This is a genomic window from Chryseobacterium ureilyticum, assembly GCF_900156735.1.
Classification (GTDB): domain Bacteria; phylum Bacteroidota; class Bacteroidia; order Flavobacteriales; family Weeksellaceae; genus Chryseobacterium; species Chryseobacterium ureilyticum.
Genome location: NZ_FTOL01000001.1, coordinates 1 through 22,042, shown reverse-complemented (window position 1 = coordinate 22,042; position 22,042 = coordinate 1). Strand labels below are relative to the sequence as shown.

22 protein-coding genes are annotated in these 22,042 nt (G+C 34.3%); 4 read left to right on the top strand and 18 right to left on the bottom strand.

Going from position 1 to position 22,042, the window contains the following annotated elements:
- Positions 1–131: 131 nt before the first annotated feature.
- A complete protein-coding gene (locus BW983_RS00105) occupies positions 132–458 on the bottom strand; it encodes a hypothetical protein (protein WP_076548956.1) in 327 nt (108 codons plus the stop codon).
- 40 nt (positions 459–498) lie between these two features.
- Here BW983_RS00105 and BW983_RS00100 point away from each other — a divergent pair, with 40 nt between their 5' ends.
- From BW983_RS00100 to BW983_RS00090, 3 genes are all read left to right on the top strand, one after another.
- Positions 499–681 (top strand): DUF5522 domain-containing protein, encoded by a 183-nt coding sequence (locus BW983_RS00100; RefSeq protein WP_065396089.1) that lies wholly within the window; start codon positions 499–501, stop codon positions 679–681.
- 1 nt (position 682) lies between these two features.
- Positions 683–1,210 (top strand): DUF4136 domain-containing protein, encoded by a 528-nt coding sequence (locus BW983_RS00095; protein WP_076548954.1) that lies wholly within the window; start codon positions 683–685, stop codon positions 1,208–1,210.
- A 223-nt stretch (positions 1,211–1,433) separates the two neighbouring features.
- Entirely contained in the window at positions 1,434–3,224 is a 1,791-nt protein-coding gene (locus tag BW983_RS00090; RefSeq protein WP_076548953.1) for an endonuclease, read from the top strand.
- Between the two features lie 78 nt (positions 3,225–3,302).
- On the opposite strand, the gene BW983_RS00085 is transcribed toward BW983_RS00090, so the two are convergent.
- The 17 genes from BW983_RS00085 to namA form a co-directional block, all read right to left on the bottom strand.
- Positions 3,303–3,785 carry a hypothetical protein gene (locus BW983_RS00085; protein ID WP_076548951.1) on the bottom strand — a complete coding sequence of 161 codons (483 nt, stop codon included), beginning with the start codon at positions 3,783–3,785 and terminating at the stop codon, positions 3,303–3,305.
- 96 nt (positions 3,786–3,881) lie between these two features.
- Positions 3,882–4,895, bottom strand: coding sequence for a hypothetical protein (locus BW983_RS00080; protein WP_076548950.1), 1,014 nt, complete (start codon positions 4,893–4,895; stop codon positions 3,882–3,884).
- Positions 4,896–4,898: 3 nt separating this feature from the next.
- Positions 4,899–5,909: a hypothetical protein gene (locus BW983_RS00075; RefSeq protein ID WP_076548949.1), complete on the bottom strand. Its 1,011-nt coding sequence runs from the start codon at positions 5,907–5,909 to the stop codon at positions 4,899–4,901.
- Positions 5,910–5,912: 3 nt separating this feature from the next.
- A complete protein-coding gene (locus BW983_RS00070; RefSeq protein ID WP_076548948.1) occupies positions 5,913–6,923 on the bottom strand; it encodes a hypothetical protein in 1,011 nt (336 codons plus the stop codon).
- A gap of 3 nt (positions 6,924–6,926) precedes the next feature.
- Positions 6,927–7,754 carry a hypothetical protein gene (locus BW983_RS00065; RefSeq protein WP_076548947.1) on the bottom strand — a complete coding sequence of 276 codons (828 nt, stop codon included), beginning with the start codon at positions 7,752–7,754 and terminating at the stop codon, positions 6,927–6,929.
- 189 nt (positions 7,755–7,943) lie between these two features.
- Positions 7,944–8,948 carry a hypothetical protein gene (locus BW983_RS00060; RefSeq protein WP_076548946.1) on the bottom strand — a complete coding sequence of 335 codons (1,005 nt, stop codon included), beginning with the start codon at positions 8,946–8,948 and terminating at the stop codon, positions 7,944–7,946.
- Positions 8,949–8,950: 2 nt separating this feature from the next.
- Positions 8,951–11,767, bottom strand: coding sequence for an OmpA family protein (locus BW983_RS00055; RefSeq protein ID WP_076548944.1), 2,817 nt, complete (start codon positions 11,765–11,767; stop codon positions 8,951–8,953).
- A 12-nt stretch (positions 11,768–11,779) separates the two neighbouring features.
- Positions 11,780–12,271: a DUF4280 domain-containing protein gene (locus BW983_RS00050; RefSeq protein WP_065396096.1), complete on the bottom strand. Its 492-nt coding sequence runs from the start codon at positions 12,269–12,271 to the stop codon at positions 11,780–11,782.
- Between the two features lie 2 nt (positions 12,272–12,273).
- A complete protein-coding gene (locus tag BW983_RS00045; protein WP_076548943.1) occupies positions 12,274–13,326 on the bottom strand; it encodes a hypothetical protein in 1,053 nt (350 codons plus the stop codon).
- Between the two features lie 14 nt (positions 13,327–13,340).
- Positions 13,341–14,381: a hypothetical protein gene (locus tag BW983_RS00040; RefSeq protein WP_076548942.1), complete on the bottom strand. Its 1,041-nt coding sequence runs from the start codon at positions 14,379–14,381 to the stop codon at positions 13,341–13,343.
- A gap of 48 nt (positions 14,382–14,429) precedes the next feature.
- Positions 14,430–15,845: a T6SS phospholipase effector Tle1-like catalytic domain-containing protein gene (locus BW983_RS00035; RefSeq protein WP_076548940.1), complete on the bottom strand. Its 1,416-nt coding sequence runs from the start codon at positions 15,843–15,845 to the stop codon at positions 14,430–14,432.
- A 32-nt stretch (positions 15,846–15,877) separates the two neighbouring features.
- Entirely contained in the window at positions 15,878–16,852 is a 975-nt protein-coding gene (locus tag BW983_RS00030) for a DUF2931 family protein (protein ID WP_065396100.1), read from the bottom strand.
- Positions 16,853–16,916: 64 nt separating this feature from the next.
- Complete coding sequence (locus BW983_RS23910; protein ID WP_165602270.1) at positions 16,917–17,087, bottom strand: hypothetical protein; 171 nt, start codon at positions 17,085–17,087, stop codon at positions 16,917–16,919.
- A gap of 1 nt (position 17,088) precedes the next feature.
- Positions 17,089–19,020, bottom strand: a complete 1,932-nt coding sequence (locus BW983_RS00025; protein WP_076548938.1) for a type VI secretion system Vgr family protein — start codon at positions 19,018–19,020, stop codon at positions 17,089–17,091.
- Between the two features lie 157 nt (positions 19,021–19,177).
- The gene (gene tssD / locus BW983_RS00020) at positions 19,178–19,582 is read right to left on the bottom strand and encodes a type VI secretion system tube protein TssD (protein WP_076548936.1); all 405 of its coding nucleotides are present in this window, start codon (positions 19,580–19,582) and stop codon (positions 19,178–19,180) included.
- A gap of 193 nt (positions 19,583–19,775) precedes the next feature.
- Entirely contained in the window at positions 19,776–20,054 is a 279-nt protein-coding gene (locus BW983_RS00015) for a DUF2752 domain-containing protein (protein ID WP_076548934.1), read from the bottom strand.
- Between the two features lie 29 nt (positions 20,055–20,083).
- Positions 20,084–21,136 carry an NADPH dehydrogenase NamA gene (gene namA, locus BW983_RS00010; RefSeq protein ID WP_076548933.1) on the bottom strand — a complete coding sequence of 351 codons (1,053 nt, stop codon included), beginning with the start codon at positions 21,134–21,136 and terminating at the stop codon, positions 20,084–20,086.
- 101 nt (positions 21,137–21,237) lie between these two features.
- Between namA and BW983_RS00005 the strand changes: the two genes are divergently transcribed.
- Positions 21,238–21,720 (top strand): cytidine deaminase, encoded by a 483-nt coding sequence (locus tag BW983_RS00005; protein ID WP_065396105.1) that lies wholly within the window; start codon positions 21,238–21,240, stop codon positions 21,718–21,720.
- The last annotated feature ends 322 nt before the right edge of the window (positions 21,721–22,042 follow it).

Genomic DNA, 22,042 nt, shown 5'->3' with positions numbered 1-22,042 from the left:
TTTTGGCTAAAGCCATTGGATTTTGGTTTATTTTAGTGGATGGGCTAAAGCCCATCTCTATTGATGCAGCCATTTACTCACCAAAATCTGATGTCTGATGTCTGATGTCTGATGTCTGAAATTTAACACTTTTACAAATATTTCCTAAAGCTCCAGAATTTTCTTTTTTTAAGGTAATTCAAATTATGTTCATTAGCATAAGCTTCTCTTTCAAATGAGATTCTTTTGTAAGCAAGGTAACCGTCTTTAAGTTTGAAAAACCAGTAGTAATATTCTATGACATAAAAGATGTAGAAGAAAATGATAAGCATTTCCAGCTGCTGTCTCAAATGAATTTTTTCGTGATTGATAAGTACATTATTTTCCTTATCTTCGGGTTTCCTAATGAAGATAAAGGGAAAAAGAGCAATGCCATTAATTTTTAATCTTTTTAACGGCTTTTGGCATACAATTATCATACTAACAAATATAAAAAGTTTTTTGACTTGCGTTTAACTTATGGCCCATTATGACATCAAAGAAGGTGAAGACTTTTACTATAATGAACAGGGATACAAAGTTTTTACAGAGAAGTTTCATCTAAAAAGAGGACATTGCTGTAAAAGCGGTTGCAGACATTGTCCATACGGGTACGATAAAAAGACTGATACATTCATTAAAATTGATAAAAAAAATAAATAAAATGAAAAAATATATTTTTATTTTGTTGGCAGCAGCTACATTGGGATTAACTTCATGTAGCCCTTTTCAGGTGCGTTCAGATTATGCTGAAACAGCCAATTTCAATTCTTACAGAACGTATAAAATAAGAATTGATGATCTAAAATTGAATGATATTGATAAAGACAGAGTTCTTAATGAGCTTTCAAGACAACTTCAGGCTAAAGGACTACAATCTGGTGAGAATCCAGATCTGATTATCAACGTAAAAGCGAATCATAAAAAAATCACCGATATCAATTCAACTTCTCCTTACGGAATGTGGGGATGGGGTGGACCTTTCGGATGGGGTGTTGGGATGAACAGAACATGGACCAGCAATTACAATGAAGGTGCTTTGATCGTAGATTTGATTGATTCAAAAACCAATAAATTGGTATGGCAGGGTATCGGAAGCGGAATTTCTGTAGATTCTCCAAGATCTAAGCAGAGACAGATTCCTGAAATCATGGCTGAAATCATGAAAAACTATCCGCCACAAAGAAAATAAAATTATAGAGCTATTATTATATATGCCGGTACTTATGTACCGGCTTTTTTATGTTCAAACATTAATTATTAAGCCACATTTTCATAAAATATTTAATATCAATGTATTTTATAAATCAAATACAATTCATTAGCGAAATACAAATGCGATACATTCAAAATTAATGGTAATGTAATTTTTTATTCACAAAAATGCAGTAATCTTGTTGTGAAATTATATTAATATGAAAAAAATCATTCTATTCACTGTATTTGCGGGACTTGCGAATGCTCAGGCTCCTGCAGGATACTATAATGCTGCCAATGGACTGAGCGGTGCAGCATTGAAAACGGCATTAAGCAGTATTATCAGTAGCGGACATCAGGATAAAGGCTACAACGGATTATGGACTGCTTATAAAACTACAGATATTGACAAAGATTATGAAAATGATGGGTCAATCCTTGATATTTATTCTGAAAAACCTGTAGGTGCAGATCCTTATAAGTATACACCAGGAAGCAATCAATGTGGAACCTATTCTACGGAAGGAAACTGCTATAACAGAGAGCATATTGTTCCTCAAAGCTTGTTCAATCAATCTTCACCAATGGTATCTGATGTTCACTTTATCCGTGCTACAGATGGAAAGGTAAATGGGATGAGAAGTAATTATCCTTTCGGAAAGGTGGGAAGTGCAACATTTACCTCTAAAAACGGTTCAAAGCTTGGTAATTCTTCTTCTTCCGGGTATTCCGGGACGGTTTTCGAACCTATTGATGAGTTTAAGGGAGATGTAGCACGTATGATTTTCTATTTCGTAACGCGTTACCAGAGTAAACTTTCTTCTTTTTCTTCAGGAAATATGCTTGGAAGTTCTACTTTTCCGGGACTTCAAACATGGGAATTAAATGTTCTTCTTGCATGGCATAATCAAGATCCGGTTTCTCAGGCTGAGATCAAAAGAAATAATGCTTCTTATACATATCAGGGTAACAGAAATCCTTTTATAGATAATCCGAGCTATGTAAATCTTATCTGGGGTTCTCAGACTCCAACGAATGATACACAGGCTCCGACAGCTGCAACTGCTTTAACTGTTTCAGGAAAAACATCCAACAGTATTTCTCTTGCATGGAATGCTTCTACCGACAACGTGGGTGTATCTTCATATGATGTTTATATGAATGGAAGCTTGAAAACTAATGCAAACTCAACTTCGACAACAGTTACGGGATTGAATCCATCTACAACATACAGTTTCTATATCGTTGCTAAAGATGCTGCTGGAAATTCGTCGTCTAACAGTGCTACTGTTTCAGGAACAACAAACGCAGGCGGCGGTACAACTCCATCTACAGGTTGTGCAAATGAAAACTTTGAGTCTATTCCTGCGGCAAGTTCTACTTATTCTACCAAAACATGGAGCAATAGTGGTATTTCATGGACAGCTACAGATTCTAGGACGGATCAAACAATCAACAGTAAAGCAATCACTGTAAGAAATGGTTCTTTAACTTCAAGCAGTTCTGGAAATGGTATTGGATCTTTAACGGTTACTACTCAGCTTAAATTTTCAGGAAGCAATGGTGCTCTTGATGTAAAAGTAAACGGAACTACGGTAGGAACGGTACCTTACAGTACAACGGCTACAACTACAACGATTAATAATATCAATGTTTCAGGTAATGTAACAGTAAGTCTGGTAAATAATTCATCAGGTAACAGAATTGCTATTGATGATCTTACATGGACGTGTTATTCCGGTTCTTCTGCCAGACAAGCTCAGAACGTTGCCCCGGAAAGTACACAGAGTTTCAAAATCTCTCCCAACCCGATCACAAATCAGGAGATTTTTGTAAAGGGAGATGTTCAGAATGTTAAAAAGGCTGAAATTTATACTTTACAAGGGAAAGCTCTTCAGACGATCGACAGACCTTTCAGAAATGGAAATGTAATCAGAACTGTCAATCTTGGACAGGGAGTTTATATTCTTAAACTGGATGGTGTGACGACGCAGTTTTTGGTAAAATAATTTAAGTATATCCATAAAAAAGGTTGATCTTCTTGTAAGGTCAACCTTTTTTGTTTTTTTATTAATCAAATTATTTTATTAGTCTTTTCTGACCGGATCTAAAGTAGGGTCCCAAAGTCCTAATTTATATTTTTTATTGAGGTATTTCACGGTGCTATTACGTGATACTAAAAATTCTCTGGCTATAGCATATTCATCAAAGTTAATAGCGAAATGTTCTCTGTATTTTTTCATTTGGGGAGTAATAAAAAGACTATCAAAAGATTCTTGTGCTGTTTCATTCTGATAGAAACTCAAAGAATCCCAAAGTTTTTTATTAGCCTTATAACATGAGTCTTCTATTTGATATTCGTACTTGTTGATAAAGGTACCAATCTCTGTATTTTTATCGTCCAATTTTTTAAGAAAGGAATTTACATACTTCAGAGTATCTCCTGTAGGTTTATATTTTGCGATTACTGTTCTAAGTTCATCATTTGCTTTTGCATCTTTTTTCTGATTTTGAGAACATGACAGAAGCAATACACACCAGGCTCCTATTAATGCTGAATTCTTTTTCATATTAAAAATTTCACTTAATAAACTTTAAATTCTTTTTCACCATGTGGAATATAAAATTTTACCATTACCAAAAAAGAGAATAACATTTTTCATGAATTAACGTATTACTTCAAGACCGTCTTCTAATTTCTTTCCCTCTGGAAGATATAAATAATAATTTCTGAAGTTAGCAATTGTACTTCCTTTTTCATTTTTATATTTTCCCCATAAAGCTGAGTTTGATCTTAATCTTGGATCTAAACTTTTCTGTTGTAGAGTAATTAACTTACCATTTCCAAAAATTTTAAAGTCATAGTCTTTAATTTGTTCTAAAGCATACGACCCAATAGTAAATGGTTTTAAGTAAGAGTTTTTGGTATCCAATAAACTTTGTTCATCATCATATGAAGCTTGTGTAGTTTCTTTTTCCTTTTGAAATAAGAAAGAAAATACTTTATCATTTTCCTTATTCTTGTATAAGTTCCATTGATTTTGATAAAAATTCAGAGTAGTTTCTTCTAACTTTTTTCGGTCCAACTTTGTAAGATCCTGCCCCTTACTCCATCCAATATTTTCATAAGGAACTGTTGCATCAAACTCATAGGTTATTTCATAATACTCTTTTCCTGCTCCTTCAAATTCAGGAATTGCCATATCATTATGCTCGCCAGCCATTTTTATTTTTGTTGGGAGCTTAAATTCTTTAACTGCTACAGAGGTATATTCGGGATCTTTTTTATCTGCATATTCTATTTCTAAATTACATGACACATTCGGAGATAATACATTTCCTGATCTGCTATATTCTTCTGGTGCCGGATATAAGCGTAAGGTTATTTTCTGCTTTCCACTTTTAAGTATACCATTATTAATATTGTAGGGTGTCATTTCCTGCCCATAGTTAAATAATTTTGCTATAGGATAATCATTAACAAGTACTTCATAAAGACATAAAGAGTTTCTAACATATACCTGATATACAGGTTCTTTTGGATAATGCTTTATTTCTTTAAGCATTGTTGGAATATAGTTTTCGGTAGTTAATATCGGATTAACCTCTTGGTGTTTTTCAGCTTGTGAACATCCCCAAAGATTTAGAACAGATACACAAAGGAGAATTACATTTTTCATAGGTTAACGTACAACTTCAAGACCATCTTCCAGCTTTTTACCCTCTGGAAGATAAAGATACAATCCTAATGAATTACCATATGTATCACCATTCTCAACAGAATCATAATATAATGCTGATTCACCTCTATATAAAGACTCATCATTTGCTTGTTCAAGCTTTATAATTTTACCATTTCCATAAAATACTTTTTTATATTTTTCTAATGAATACCATTTTTTCACAGTTTTCAAATTAAATAGATATTCATCCCATATTTTAGATATCTCTTTCTTATCCTGATATTGTGAGATGGCATCTCTTTTCATTGAACCGTACTCATTTTTAGCAAGTTCATCAGCTTTATTAGAAGAATAAATATTTTTATAATAATTATAAAATTCTACAGTTTTTTTCTCTAAAAGCTTTTGATCTAATTTTGTAAGATCTTGTCCCTTACTCCAACCTTCGTTTTCATAAGGAACAGTAGCATCAAATTCATATGTGATTTCATAATACTTTTTTCCTGCTCCTTCAAATTCAGGAATTGCCATATCATTATGCTCTCCAGCCATTCTAATCTTCGTAGGAAGTTTAAATTCAGTGACTGCTATAGCATTATAATTAGGATCTTTTTTATTTACATATTCTATTTCAAGTTTACATGACGTATTAGGGGAAAATGTATCACCTGATCTACTGTATTCAGCTGGCGCAGGATACAAACGTAATGTTATTTTTTGTTTACCGCTTTTTAGAATAGCAGTATTAATATCATAAGGTGTTGCTTGCTGTGCATAATCAGATATCTTTCCAATAGGATAATCATTAACTAATAAATCATAAGTGCACAATGAGTTTTTAACATATACTTGATAAATTGGCTCCTTTGTATATTGTTTGATTTGTACATTTACTTTTTCGACAATATTGGAGGATGTTATTTCTCCATTTTGATCTATAATAGTTGTTTTCTTTTGGGAGCATGCCCAAAAGAAAACAACAGATACACAAAGGAGAATTACATTTTTCATGAATTAACGTATTACTTCAAGACCGTCTTCTAGTTTTTTTCCTTCTGGAAGGTAAAGATATACTCCTAAAAAACGTGCATATGTTACTCCATCATTTTTATACGTAAATGCTAAAGCTGACTCTCCTCTAAGTCTGACATCATTATCTGATTTTTGAAGAAGAGCTATTATTTTACCATTTCCATACAAATTCATTTTATAATCAAAAGGTAACCAATTCTTTTCTACTTTTATCATGTCCAAACGTTCATTCCAAATTTTTGAAACTTTATTTTTGTCTTGATACTGAGCAATCGCATCCCTAGACATTAAATTATATTCATTACTAGCTATTAAGTCTGTCTTTTTTTGATTATAATTCTCTTTATATGAATTATAAAATTCAATTACTTTTTTTTCTAAAAGTTTTTGATCTAGTTTTGTTAAATCCTGTCCTTTTTTCCAACCTTCATTTTCATAGGGAACAGTAGCTTCAAATTCATATGTGATTTCATAATACTTTTTTCCTGCTCCTTCAAATTCAGGAATTGCCATATCATTATGCTCACCAGCCATTCTTATTTTCGTAGGAAGTTTAAGCGTTGCAATAGGTATTGATTTATGATTCGGATCTTTATTATCAACATACTCTATTTCAAGGTTACATAAAGTATTAGGTGATAAAACTTCTCCAGATCTACTATATTCTTCTGGGGCAGGATATAAACGTAAGGTAATTTTTTGTTTACCACTTTTTAGAATTTCACTGTTCATATCATATGGAGTTGCGTGTTGAGCATAGTCAAACATTTTTCCAATAGGAAAATCATTAACTAGAACTTCATAAAGACACAGCGAATTTTTTACGTAAACATGATAAACAGGTTCTTTTGGATAATGTTTAACTTGTTCGTTAATTTTTTTTACAATATTGGAGGATATTATTTCTCCATTTTTGTCTATAATAGTGGCTTTCTTTTGGGAACATGTCCAAAAGCTTACAACAGATACAAAAAAGAGAATAACATTTTTCATGGATTAACGTATTACTTCAAGACCGTCTTCTAGTTTCTTTCCTTCTGGAAGGTATAGGTATAAATAATGAAAATCTGAATAAGTAGTACCGTTTAACTTATAAGTACCCCAAAGTCCCGATTGCTCTTTTAAGCGTATATCATTAGATATTTGGCGCAAACATACCATTTTCCCGTTGCCAAAAAACACAATTTTATAATCTTTCAATGGTTGAATCTTATATGTAGAATTTGAATAAACTTCAATATATTCCTTCCATGACTTTGTTATATACTCTTTAGTTTCATATTCACTTACCATCTGTTCTTTAAATGGTAAATATGCACTTGCAGCAATCTTATTAATTAATTTTTCTTCAACCTCTTTTTTCCTATTCAAATTGACTTTAGCTACTTCTTCTTCTAATTTTTTTTGATCCAATTTTGTAAGATCTTGCCCTTTTTTCCAACCATCAATTACATAAGGAACTGTTGCATCAAATTCATATGTGATTTCATAATACTTTTTTCCTGCTCCTTCAAATTCAGGAATTGCCATATCATTATGTTCTCCAGCCATTCTAATCTTTGTAGGAAGTTTAAATTCTGCTACAGATGATGATTGTTTATTAGGGTTCTGATTATCTACATATTCTATTTCAAGTTTACATGATGTATTAGGTGATAAAACATCACCTGATCTACTATATTCAGCTGGTGCAGGATATAAACGTAATGTTATTTTTTGTTTACCACTTTTTAATATTGCATTATTAATTGTAAATGAAGTCATCATTTGTCCATAATTAAACATTTTAGCAACAGGATAATCATTAACTAAAAGTTCATACACACAAAGAGAATTTTTAACATAAACCTGATATACGGGTTCTTTTGGATAATGTTTAACTTGTTCGTTAACCTTTTCTACTATATTTGATGATGTTAGTTATCCATTTTGATCTATAATAATGACTTTCTTTTGGGAGCATGTCCAAAAGCTAACAACAGATACAAAAAAGAGAATAATATTTTTCATGGATTAACGTATTATTTCAAGACCGTCTTCTAGTTTTTTTCCTTCTGGAAGATAAAGATATACTCCAATAAAAGACCCATATGTTGTACCATCTTCTTTGTATGAAAAAGCTAAAGCAGATGTTCCAGATAATCTAACATCACTTTCTGATTTTTGGAGGAGAGCAATAATTTTCCCGTTTCCATAAAATTTTGTTCTATAATTAAATGGTAACCATTCCTTCTTAACTGATAAATTAGAACGGCTTTCATCCCACATTTCTTTTATATCTGTCTTTTCCATATATTCTGAAACAGCATCTCTAAGAAGAGAAGAATATTCGTTCTTTGCAAGTTCATCAGCTTTATTAGAAGAATAAATATTTTTATAATAATTATAAAATTCTACAGTTTTTTTCTCTAAGAGCTTCTGATCTAATTTTGTAAGATCTTGCCCCTTACTCCAACCTTCGTTTTCATAAGGAACTGTTGCATCAAATTCATATGTGATTTCATAATACTTTTTTCCTGCTCCTTCAAATTCAGGAATTTCCATATCATTATGTTCCCCAGCCATTCTAATCTTCGTAGGAAGTTTAAATTCATTAACTGCTACAGCATTATAATTAAGATCCTTTTTATTTACATATTCTATTTCAAGTTTACACGACGTATTAGGAGAAAATGTATCACCTGATCTGCTATATTCAGCTGGTGCTGGATATAAACGTAACGTTATTTTTTGTTTACCGCTTTTTAGAATAGCATTATTAATAATAAATGGTGTCATTTGTTGTCCATATTCTCTTTCATTTGCTATAGGATAATCATTGACTAAAAGTTCATAGACACATAATGAATTTTTTACATAAACCTGATAAACAGGTTCTTTTGGATAATGTTTAACTTGTTCGTTAATTTTTTCTACAATATTGGAGGATGTTATTTCCATATTCATTTCTTTTTCTTTTTTTTGTGAACAACTTAATAGGCTAATAGCTAAAGTCGAGAAAATGAGTACTTTTTTCATAATCAAATTTTAAATATATATACTTTATCTAAATAGTAGGTATCTCCGTCTATTAAAGTAAAAAGTTTTGGTTTATCTTGAGCATTACTATCAAGTACTTTTTTATCATTTTTACTCAATGAAACCCTTTGATAAAGTGTTCCTTTAAGTCCTGAAAAGAAAATAACATCCTGGTAATATAATGCAATAGGTTCCTGTTTAGAGTTATAATCAAATTGATAATTACGAGAATATGTAATATATCCTCCTAACTCCACATCCAATTTAGCTTCCAGTTTAATATATGTTGGAGGAGTTATTGGCAAAATTTGTATTTTTTTCGTTTTCTTTATTTCAAAGCCTGTCAATGAGGCACCAGCTGCAATCCCCATACCAGCAGTAAATTTACCTTCACCACTGTTAAGGTTAGAAATAAAGTCTCGCACGTATATTTTCTTTGAACCAAAGTTTGCTCTTACCTTAAATTGAGCAAATATTTTTCCTTCGAATTCAAATTTCAATTTAGTGTCTTTCAAAACATCTTCACCCAAAACTTTCTTAAGCTTTGCCGCAACCTTTTCTATTTCAAGAAGGCTCACTTCTTTTTTATAGGAAATTCCTAGCAGCGGATCGGCTTTACTGTTAATTTCAACCACTCTTGATATTTTTCCAAGGGTAGATTCAAAATACATACTTCTGTTCTCTGCCATTTTGGGGTATACTATTTCAAAGCCCCAATCGCCCATCTTATCTATTGTCTTAAAGAATTTCCTATGTTTTTTGATTCTTCCAAATGCACCTTTACCTCGCGTAAACCAGATTATTAAAAGTATAATTGCAATTTCAATAATATACATGATAATTAATGCAATAGCAGTAAGATAGCGGTAGTCACGAGTGAAATCAATTGTACTTGCCGGAGATTTTCTTTTTTCAATATCTCCGAAGTTATAAATAAAGTGTACTCCTAAAGCAAACTTATGGGTTTCTTCCTGAAGGAATTCAAAAATCGTATCAGAAAGCTCATTTACTTCTTTTGGAGAAAATTCCTTAAGATTGGTGATACTTTTTTTTACTGATTCTACTGTTTCATCAAGCCACTCAAAGTTGTCGACAAGACTCACAGGAACATCATTCCAAAAGAATGGCTCTTTATAGCTCATTCTTAAGTTTTGTGTGAGAACAGCATCCGGATAAGTGTTTAAAACCAATGTAGGTTTAGCTTCCTTCTTATCCATCTTAGAATAATAGGCACAGGAATTTATAAAAAACTGGTGTGCAAATCTACTTCCCAGGAAAAATGAATGCAGGAAGTCACCAAGTTTAGGTTCATTGCTGTATACTTTATAATTGATGCTATTATTACCTTCCTTTAAAGTAATAGGACTTCCGTTTGTATAACCACTGATCACCCGAACCTGTAGCGTATGCTTTTCAGGTTTATGATAACATCCTTTTCTTGAAACTCCATTAATAATAAGTGCAGATGCTTTCGCGTGATTAATATCAGGAGCAATCAAAGAATATTCTATTGGCAGTGCATCTTTATCACTGATCAGAAACTTGATGGTTGTTCTTCTGTTTTGCTCATGCATTCCTTCTGTTAAATTATTCCCGGAATGTAAAGGCATGGTTTTTCCGTATCCTTTAGCATGAATTCGCCTTTCATCTACCCCATTCTTGACAAGATAGTCTACAACAGATTGTGCTCTACGTTTTGAAAGCGCCATATTGTATTGATCCGTCCCTCGGGAATCTGTATGAGACCCCAATTCCACAGGTACATAAGGCATTAGTTTGGTAAGAAACTGTACTACCTCAGCTAAAACTGGTTTAGCATCTGCCCTGATATTAGATTTATCATAATCATAGTTGATATTTCGAATAGTATAAAACTTACTACTTGGATCCATTTTATTAATGAATTGCCCTTCGTTAAAAAGTTCAACTAACTTATTTCTTTCTGAGAATTTGATAATCTGAAACTTACAAGTAGATATTGAATCTACCTTTTTGTCTGTTTGTCCTACTTTTACAGGAGCGTTATTATTAAGTGTGGTAATATTGGTTTTAACGGGAACCGTTTTGTTCTGAACCTTTAAAAAACGACCATGAATAATATTTCCTCGGTCATCTTTAATATAATTTTTACCATCTTTTATTTTAATATAAAACTGAGTAACATCCTCTCCTTTCCCCCAAGTTCGCTGGATCGTAAAATCAGTATTGATCTGCCCGTTTATGACCCAAGCCTGTTTTTGAAACACCTTTGCAAGAACATCATCTGCAGTAGCATCATAGTTTTTATCAGTAATTCTATTCTTAATTTTTTCAAAAGTAACTTCAGAATTCATTCTATACACTTCTACAGTAACGAAACTTCCATTAATTCCCTCTGTGCTTACTCCTAAAAAAACATTTTCACCAAAAGAAAACTGTCGGGAACGATTGTCCGCACCACCTAATTTCAAACTCCATTTGGTGTTTATAATTAAAGGGGGGCAATGTCCTTTTACAAATAAACCTGTTGTATTTTGTTTATCAGGATTTCCTGAAAGACTTGCTTCTATATAAAAATAATGGGCACCTCCACATAAATGTTTGGGTATTTTAAATTTACGTGCAGAAGATACAGTTTTAGTAATAACTTTTTGCCTTTTACTATCCTGTACTAACCATGTAACAGGTTTCTTTTTCTCTTCAGCAGTTGTTCCTGAATACCAGTCAACAACTACAAAAGTCACCTCTTTATCACCAACTAATGTCACTCTTTTTCCAGGGACCGTCATATCAGGGTAATAAGAACCACTGAAACTTATCGTTTTAACTCCTTTCGCCATTTTCTGTTGATTTTAAATTACAAAGTCTTCTCCCTCATCATTGGAAGGCTGCTCATTATACATTGATTCCGTGTTCACCAAAGGATTGATCTGCTGCTGGACATCCTTATCTGCATTCTTAAAGTTCTGTTGACTTGCTTCAGCTCTCTGTCCATGATCTATGATTTCTATACAAGGTGTCCCTGCAACGGCACAAACGGCTTTACTGTCTTCAAGAATGATATATCCGCCATTGCTGAGCTGTACTTTTTCGTAGAACTTCTGCCATTCGGTGACCATTATTTTACATGGCGGTGGTGGTCCGCCGTGTTTGGTACAATTTCCGAATGTATTTTTCTCAAATGTTGCTCCTCCTATTTCTTTTGTTGTTACAATAAGCTTTTTGGAAGCGCTTTTATCATTGGCATATTCTTTCTGATGTGAAAGTACTTTAAGTTTATCCGGAGCCTGTCCGAACTGGCACTTGCACATTGCGCCCTGTACTACAATATGTTTTTCTGCCATGATTATTGTTCTCTATTTGAAACCAACAGTCTCGTCAGGTATTGATTCCCGAACTCAAGACGAATGAAGCTTTTATTCATTTTAAAAGTAACCACTGTAAGTGCACTTGACGTGTTTTCATCAGTATCTACCGTAGTTTGATACAACTGAGCATTGTATCTTGCAAAAAGTTCCTGACATTCTGTAGGAGAACTATCATTGAACACAAGCCCGTAAGGTAAGCCTGCTACTTTCTTATCTCCGTAATATTGTAAAGCGTAATATTCCTGTCCGTCAATCATTGTTGCGTAGATCAGATTAAAAACCTCATCAATGTCCCAATTTGAATATTTTCCGCCTTTACAGCTTTCGCATTCCGGTTCAGTTGGTTGTATCTGTAAGCGTTTTGTAAAAGTTGCTGATGTTGTAGGTAAAGAAATAAACTGCTTATTGGTGAATAATGCCTGTAGCTTTTTTGATGTTGTTTTTTCAATATGATTTCTCGCTTCTATTTCTGCAAACTGTGCATCTGCTTCAGCATTCATTCTTGCAATTTCTTCGGCACGTGGCGAGGCTGCTTGAGCTGTTGCACGATCCGTTGCTTTTGAATTTAACAGGAATTCTTTAATTTCTTTTTCAACTTTTCCAGTCGATTTGGTTTGTTTTACATCCACATCCTTTTTTGACAAGCGATCAGGAGTAATATTTTCAAGGAAGATACTTACTTTCGTACTTTTCTTAGAAATTTTAGTGAATGTTATATTCCAACTCGCCTGTTGAATGAATTGTTTGGATTTTGCACCTTTATTCAATGCTAATTCCAGATAAGGATTTTTGGAACCGGCATCATATTTCAGATTATAAAGGTCAATATTGGTTGAAAAGCCACTCCCCATTGCGGTAGCAGCTGCATCCATCGCTGAGTTTTTTGTGAAATCATTTTCAAAATCAAAGATGATACTTTCCAGCACCTCAATATTTTTTGGCACCGTAAATTCTACTTTCTGTCCAAAGGACAAACCGAAATACACCAGAAAGATCAGTAAAGAAAGTTTCTGATTTAATTTTATTTTCATTTTATTTTGTTTTTTTATTCTGATATAGCAGTAATTACTACTGATATTTTCTTTTCTTCTTCCAACATTATACTACATTCCAGATACAGGGTTTCAGGAAGTAATGTTTCCCCGTTCAGGTAATATTGTATTCTAAAATTTCCATTGTCATTCATTACCGGATGATCCTGAATGGTCATTGAAAAAGGTGATTCATTGATAAAATCGTACACTTTTCTTTCATCATTTAATTTTCCTTCTCCAGATATATTCACCAGGTCATATTCATCTTTTACCGGATCTACTTCTACATGTATTTTGTATTTCGGCTCAATAGGGTTATCCACCACAGGGAAGCTTTCTTCTCCTTCTATCTTAAACCTCTGACCGAAACTCTGATAAATTCCAAAAAATAATGTTCTGATGAAATAATCATTTTTCAAATAAAAACTGATTGCTTCAGGTTCGTAGATAATGTTTTCAATCTTCTCGCAGTATTTATCTACAACATCACCTTCAAATTCCTTATAAACTTCCTCCTTTACGGTGGTCCATCTCTCTTTAAATACTGACAGATTTTCTACCTGGCGGAATTTACCATGTTCATCCACACTTATCTGTAAAGGATACAGAACTTTGGAGGTTTTATAGGCTAATGTATCTGCTATTTCATTGATTTCTTCTTCATTCAGATATAGATTTGATGTTCTGTCAATTTCAAAAAAATGCAGGTTATTTTCGTTTTTAAGCCAGCGTACTGAGGTTTCGTATTTCAGTTCATTCTTACTGTTTCCTGTTTCAATATTGACGATCACTCCATATTTACTGAATGATCTCTCCGGTCTGAAAACAATACTGTTTCCTCTTCCAAACTGTACCTTTTTATTCTGATCCGCAACAGCTATTCTTGGAATATAAAGTTCCTTCTGTCCGGTAAGTTCTATGAGGATCATATCTTTTACCTGACAGTGATTGTTGTGGAATAATTTCAGGGTATCTGCATCCAAACCATAAAGTGTTGCGATACTTTTTAAGGTTTCGTTTTTTTGGATGATGTGGGTATTAAACTTCTGCATATAATATTCCGTCTTCAGGGTTATTTCTTGTAATGTGATTTTAATTTTTTAGTGGATAACTCTGGTTCTGTTAGGTCTTGGGTCCATTCCGATGCCTTCTCTCCTTGCAGACCAATGCAGATATTTATGTCGAAGTTCTAGTAAATCGGTTTGCTCCTGAGCTTCTTTCTGATATTCTGCATATTTCTTTTGCGGAATTGATGCTCCCATATATTTCTTTTCCAATTCTGCTTTCGGTATAAATGCGTAAGGTTTTCCGTCTCCCATCACATAAGGTTCAAGACGATTTTTAACTCTTACCAATAATGCATCTGAATCAATGGGATAGGTTTCATTCACCATTTTTTTATCTGTAATCGGAAGATTTTTCTGAATCCCATAATCTGCCATAAAATGCAGAGGAATATAACTGAATGTCTTCACTAATTTACGTGTACTTTTTAGTGCCCAGTAAAATCCGGAGGAAATGGTAAGTTCTCCTTTGTGAAACCAGCCTTCTGCTTCCAGTTCATCTCTCAGGGCTTCCAGTTTAGAAGGGCTAAATCCCCATGCTGTTTCCAGTTCTTCCCATGATTCTTCACCGTTTTCATAAGCTCCTCCTACATCGCAGTGAACTCCCGGAAATGTTTTTTCAATTCCTGTACGCACTCTTGTAAGGTCAAAGTTTTCCCTGTGTTCATCTTCTGCAATAAAGTGAATTACAGTCTGAGCTTTTGCAATATCGTTAAGGCTCAACTCTTCTACGTCATTGCTGAAATTAGGTTTCGGCGAAAGGTATTTCGAATAAGACGAAACGGTATCGTAAACACCAAGAAATCTTACTTTTAAGACATCAATCGTAATACCGGCTTCCTGTAATTTCAATCCGAAATGTCCCCATTTAGGAAGTTCCTGTAAATCTACAGAGTTTCCGTCATCATCAGAATAGGTAGTGGCAACCATCCCATCATTGGCAACGGTATGTGCTGATGCTTTATACTTAGCTTTACTGATTTCATGTACAAAATTACGTGCAGCCGCAGCCCCACGGCTAAAACCGAATACATCAAAGGTAAGTACCGCAATTTTATCAGCCTTTTTCTCACTTTTAATGGTTTTTACTTTTTTGACAATCTCTTCGCAGCCTTTTCTTACTTTGGATCTGATTCCGGTAGCTCCGGTACCAAAAGCATAGCCTAAAGTCTGATCTCCCTGAGCATCTTCCGTACCGATTCCTTCTATATAAATTCCGAAATTTTTGTCATAGTTATCCCACATTCGGGCTACATTACTCCAATCGTTGTTATAACTGTTGTTATCTGTAACTTTACCACCATGTTTTTTATAAGCATCAGTTCCTTTTGCCTTTTCTGTGGTATTGGTTTTATTATTTAAAGTTCCGTCAAAAAAGATTCCGATTGTAATATCCAATACTTCTTCTTTGGTTATCGTTGGTGTATACCCTCCAAATTGATTATTGTGCATAGTTCTCGTTTTTAAATGGGTTCACAGAAATCTTATTCTATTTTACGGGATAATCTAACTTTTGCTTTCGTAATGAAAACTTCTCCCTGCTCAGTCATTAAGGATAAAAATACTTTTGTATTGTCTTCATTTACTTTAATAGTAAAATCGATGTCTTCCTCTTTTCCTATTTTCTGAAATAATTCAAAGATTTCTTTGTCATCAAAAGCATCTACCCATACAGCATATCTGTTTTTATTCTTATCGCGCCAATAAAACCCACAGAATTTCGGGATTGCTCTTGGTTTGTAAGTATCATCTTTCAGGCTTTTAGCAAAAAGATTTTCCTGTTCTCCATTATAATTGGTAAATCCAAAGTCCAGCCATACACCTCCTTCCGGAAGGATAACATCTGGCTTCCAATTGTATTTTTCCCGATAGACTTCGTAAACATCTTCCGAAGGATAGCCTTCTTCTTCAATTTTTTTCCGAACTTCAGGCTTGAATGTTTTATAAGACGGATCTTTCAGCATTCTGTCTGCAAACCCTTCTTTAAACATATATTGTGCATTATCGTATGCTTTTTCTTTTGTGATAATGGTATCGTGAGCCTGAAAAGCACCTATTTCTTTTTGATTTCCAGGACCTTTTGCCCAAAGAACAACTTTCCCCTTAGGAGCCAGCCCTACAACAAAAGAATTGTAAGTGGTTCTTTTACGGGTATCCTGATCTACAAATCCTTCATCAAAAAGAGTCTTGATTTTTTCTTTATTAAGATCCCATTTTCCGGTATAGAACTTTTTTTCAACCAGAGAATACCAGGTAAATTCAAGATGTTGCGGCAGATTCATTTTTTCGGTTTCTACACTCATTGTTCCGCCTTCTTTCCCCCAGCCGGTGTTCTGTGTTCCCCAAATAGCATCGAAACCATAGGTAAAATCATCAGCTACAATAGCTCCTTTATAAATCTCCATAGGATATTCCTGCGGTGCAGAAACGGTTCCCAGCCAACTGTATTTTTCTTCCATTTTTTTATTCTGACAATTTATTGTTGAAAAACAACATACTACACAAAGAATAAAAGCTTTTAAATTATTTGTGACCATGAGACATAATCTTCTTGTTACTAGCTAAAACAAGGTTTTCTTTCTGCGCCTCTACATTGATCTTCTTTGCAATTTTTTCTACCTTTTTTCCTACGTTCAGATGATAAGTGTCTTTCACAGTTATCACAATGTTCTTTGCTGTTTTGATAATCGCCATATCAGAAAAGTTTTGATTTCTCAGCACTGTTGAATTCCACTATTTTCCCACTTTGCATGGTCATATTTTCCATTTCGCTGAACATGGAAATTTCTCCTGCTATTTCGTTGGAAGTCTCAGACTGTCTTTTAAATTCTTTATCCACCAGTTCTGTTCTGTTGTCTGAAGATTCTCTGATGTCTCCGGATGCGGTCTGCATAATATCTTTTCCGGCTGTAGAGACAATATCTTCATTTGCTGAACTTGAGATACTTGCTCCGGCATCAATGGTAATTTCTTTTCCTGCTGTGATATTGATGTTTTCACCTGCATTCAATGTGAAATTTTTAGGAGCTTTCATGTTGATATTTCCTTTACCATCCATAAAATAGCTATTTCCACTCGGATCAAGAATGGTAACACTTCCTTCATTGTCATTCAATAGAATTCTGATTCCGCTTCTGGTTTGGATAGATTTCAGATGGTTATCTATTCCACCTCCTAAAGCTATTCCGCCGTGGAACATTCCACCCATTACGAAAGGTCTGTCCGGATGACTGTGTACAAAGTTGACCATTACCTGATCTCCTACTTCAGGAATTGCCACATATCCTCTGTTTTGAGATACCTGATCTGTTCCTCCGGCGTCAGGGCTCATCATACGGATAAAATGTGTGGTATCGTTAGTCTGCCAATCGAATCTTACCTGTATTCTTCCTTGTCCTTCCGGATCAGTATTGGAAATTACCGTTGCCGTTTGTGGTTCAGCTTTTGGAAGTGTATATTCCGGTTTTGGAAGAAATCCTGTATCAGCTGCTATTCCAACAAAACTTCCATGATAATGACCTATAGTATCAATTTCATGTTCAGCTTCTGTGATCATAATTCTTGTAAAATAAGAGGTTTCATTAGAATCCTGCTTACGCATCTGTACATCAGCTACACATCCCGGATGCAGGAAAGGAACGGTTGTATTTCCTGAAATGGTAAAAACATTCACTGCCTCACTTCCTGAAGCACTTTTTTGTGAATATTCTACATCAAGATGTGTGGTTGCTTTAATAGGAGCAATCTGTAATGCAGGTGTTTTATAGATGGAATCGTTATGATTATAAGCTGTTTTTGCCAGATCTCCTACATGCTTGATAGGCGTAGAACCGGAAGTAAGTTTTTCATGTTTATTACTGTTGTAGCCATAGAATTGGGGTTTGGTATGAACCGCTTTTAATTCTACTTTTATATCATTGGCACTGCTTCCATACGTTAATGTAATCGGTTTATTTTGTGGTGGCAGCTTCCCGAAATGCAGAACTTCACCATCATAGAAAAACTGTTCACCATATGCTTCAGCCATTCTTGCAAGATAGTTGTAATGGGTTTCATCATATTGGCTGCTGTAAATAATCTGAGAAAAATTATTAGCATCTATTCTTACATCAAAACGACTTTTATCAATCCCCTGCTTGATGACATCTTCTGCAATAATTCCTACATTGACAGGTTGTGCACCTCCGAAACTTTGAATATGTGGAGCTCCATCCAATAAAATAGTAGGACTGCTTCCCGTTAATACAATATTTCCAAGGCTCATTTTCTCCTGACTGAATCCTACGCCTGTTATCACTCCTACAAATGTTCTTTCAGGGCTGTTATCAATATCTTTATAGGAAATGACAGCTGTAAGGCGTTTTCCCAAAAACTTATTAGCATCATCCAGAGAATGGGTTTGCCTTTCTCCTAAGGTATCATGAGCTAAAGTCAGGGTAAATTCGTGGTGACGTCTCGTACTTTGTTTAAGCTTGAAGTGCTTATAGTATTTTATAATTTTCCCTTCGATAACGAGAGAAAGCTTTACCAAGCGATTAATGCCTATATGGTGATTTTCAGATACACCATCTGCATTCTGCGTCGGGCGAAAGGACGCGGCATTTGATTTTCCGGGTGTGTTTGACATATTTTGTGGTGATTTGTTTTATTTTTTCTTAATTTTTCAATGATCAGGGAGTTTTTTAAAACAAAAAGCATTCCCTTTTCTTTAATAATTTGGCTTTTCAAAAGGTAAAAAAAGACCGTCTTATGGGACAGTCTTTTTATTTTTCACTCATGAAGACTTAGCTCATTGGCCAAAGTCCTTCATAAGCTGAATTTCCGTAAGTAATCGTTTCAGCGCTTATTACAAAACTGATCAGCATATTATTGCTGTCTAGTGCATCAAAGTCTACTTCGTGTTGAATTACATATCCATTTTCCCACTTCAGAGTGATCAGAGTTCCTTCTTCGTGAGATTTGTTGAAATTAATTTCTCCTGTTGTTGGCTTATATTTGCTGTTCAGTAAGCTTTCTAAAACATCAGATTTTTCTGTTGCTTCGATGGTTACTTTAATAAGGGCATTTGACGGATCTGATGCTACTCGTCCTGAAACGTCTGTAGCTCTCGATACACTGTAGTTAAGCTTTAACAACTTCTGACCTTCCCCTCCATTGAATTTTAAGATTCCTCTTGAATTTCCTGCCATATTCTTAAATTTTTATCATTAATGATAGTTCCCGTAAATAGGATCTATATAACAAAGATAGACTTCAGGTTCTAATTTAAAAAGTTTTTTGGCAACAGTTTTAAAAATTGTAGTAGTTCTACGATTCCGGTTCTAACAGAATTATATTAAACATAAAAAAAGATCTCAGTTTTTATAGTTTTAAAAAATATAATCAATAATGTTTATAAACATAAGAAATGACTGCTATTACAATATTGAGCGCGATTAATCCCATGATGACCGTACTATATTTTCTTTTCTTATCGATAAAACTTAGTATTATGAATAAAAAAAGCAGCAATAAGGTATATACAGCAGGATACATCTGAAAAGCTTCTGAAAATCTTCCCTGAAACACCAGAACAATAGCACGTTGAGCGCCACAGCCAAAGCATTCTACACCAAGGAACTTTTTACTGGGACACGTCAACATGAAGTCTTCAATATTCATTTCTGTAAGGTATGGTTATATTGAATAAGTTATGAGGAAATTTTTGCTCTGGTATACTGATGGGGGAAAAAGCAGTTTTCTTTCATTTCAAAAGAACCCTGAACTGCGATATATGGATTTCTCAGAATTTCTCTTGCTACAAAGATCAGATCGGCTTCTCCTTTTTGTAAAATTTCTTCTGCCTGTTCTGTTTTGGTAATTAAACCTACAGCTCCGGTTTTCACATCAGCTTCGCGCTTAATCTGTTCAGAAAAAGGAACCTGATAACCGTTAAAAACAGAGATTTTTGCGCCATGGATATTCCCACCGCTTGATACATCCACGAGATCAACAGAGTGTTCTTTTAACACTTTTGCCAAGGCGACACTATCCTGAATATCCCAACCATTTTCTGCATATTCAGTGCCTGAAATCCGTACAAAAAGGGCTGTATTTTCATTTAATACTTCGTTTACGGCATCTACAATTTCAATAAGGAAACGGATTCTGTTTTCGAAACTTCCGCCGTATTCATCTGTTCTGATATTGGAAAGCGGTGACAAAAACTGATGAATAAGATAACCATGAGCTCCATGAATTTCGATGACATCAAACCCTGCTTTTACAGCTCTTTGGGTAGCTTTTTTGAAACTTTGCACAAGTTCTTTCACTTCATCAGTACTCAATACATGGGGAATTCTCTCTGTTGGATGGTAAGGAATGGAACTTGGTGCTACTGTTTCCCAACCTTCTTCAATAGAAATCTGCTGATTATTCCATGTGGAACCTTTTCGCCCTGCATGAGCTAACTGAATCCCAATTTTACTGTCTGAGTTCTGATGAACAAATTCTACAATTCTCTGTAGCTTTTCTGCCTGTTCATCATTCCAGATTCCCATGCAATGGTTGGTAATTCTTCCTCCCGGCTCTACTCCGGTTGCTTCCACAACAAGTAAGCCTGTTCCACCTTGTGCTCTGCTTCCATAATGTACGAAATGAAAGTCGTTTGCCAATCCGTTTTCGCATGAATACATACACATGGGAGACATTACCCAACGGTTTTTTAGCTCTACGTTCCTGAATTGTATTGGGGTATATAGCATTTTATTCTTTTAAAAAGTTGAACTTTATCATGAGGAGAATAAAATATTGCCCACTTCATTAAAAAGAACTAATTTTACCCCCCTTTTTTAGTCTACAATATATGAAAAAAGACATACAGATCAGTTACGAATATTTTAAAAATAGCAGCGAACTGAGCGATATAGAAAAAAAATTATTCGAAAGAGCCAAAGAGGCACGCGAAAACGCTTACGCACCCTACTCTCAGTTTTTTGTAGGATGTGCTGTACTCTTGGAAAATGGAGAAATATACTCTGGAAACAATCAGGAAAATGCAGCCTTTCCATCAGGACTTTGTGCTGAAAGAACTACTCTTTTCTGGGTAGCTGCTAACTTCCCAAATATGAAGGTAAAGAAGATTTTCGTAGTGGGTGGTCCTAAGGAATTTCATGAGAAAAACCCTCCAATTCCGCCGTGTGGTGCCTGCCGTCAAAGCTTAATTGAATATGAGACGAAACAAAACGAGGACATTGATCTTTATTTCTCAAGTATGAATGAGGAAGTGGTGAAAGTGCATGCGGTGAAAGACTTGTTGCCTTTCTATTTCGACTCGACTTTTTTATAGAGGTAAAACTATAAAATCGTAAAAGGCTAGTGATGGTCTGATTAAATATTCAATTCTCGTTGTGGTATTTAAACTAATATGGACTTACATGATGATTTCATCATTAAACCAACAGAATACTGTTGGTTTTTTTTGCTTACAATGTCATGATCCCTTTTGCATGATAAAACCGCTTCTTTTTTGCCACGAATGCACGAATTTTTTCTTATCTCTTGGATTTTTTTAAGTAGTCATTCCTTAAAAAGCTAATTTTTCATTTTGAAAATTATACTTGCCTAAGAAGATTTTGAGAACAACTTCGAGCCAAAAAAGAATTTGTTGT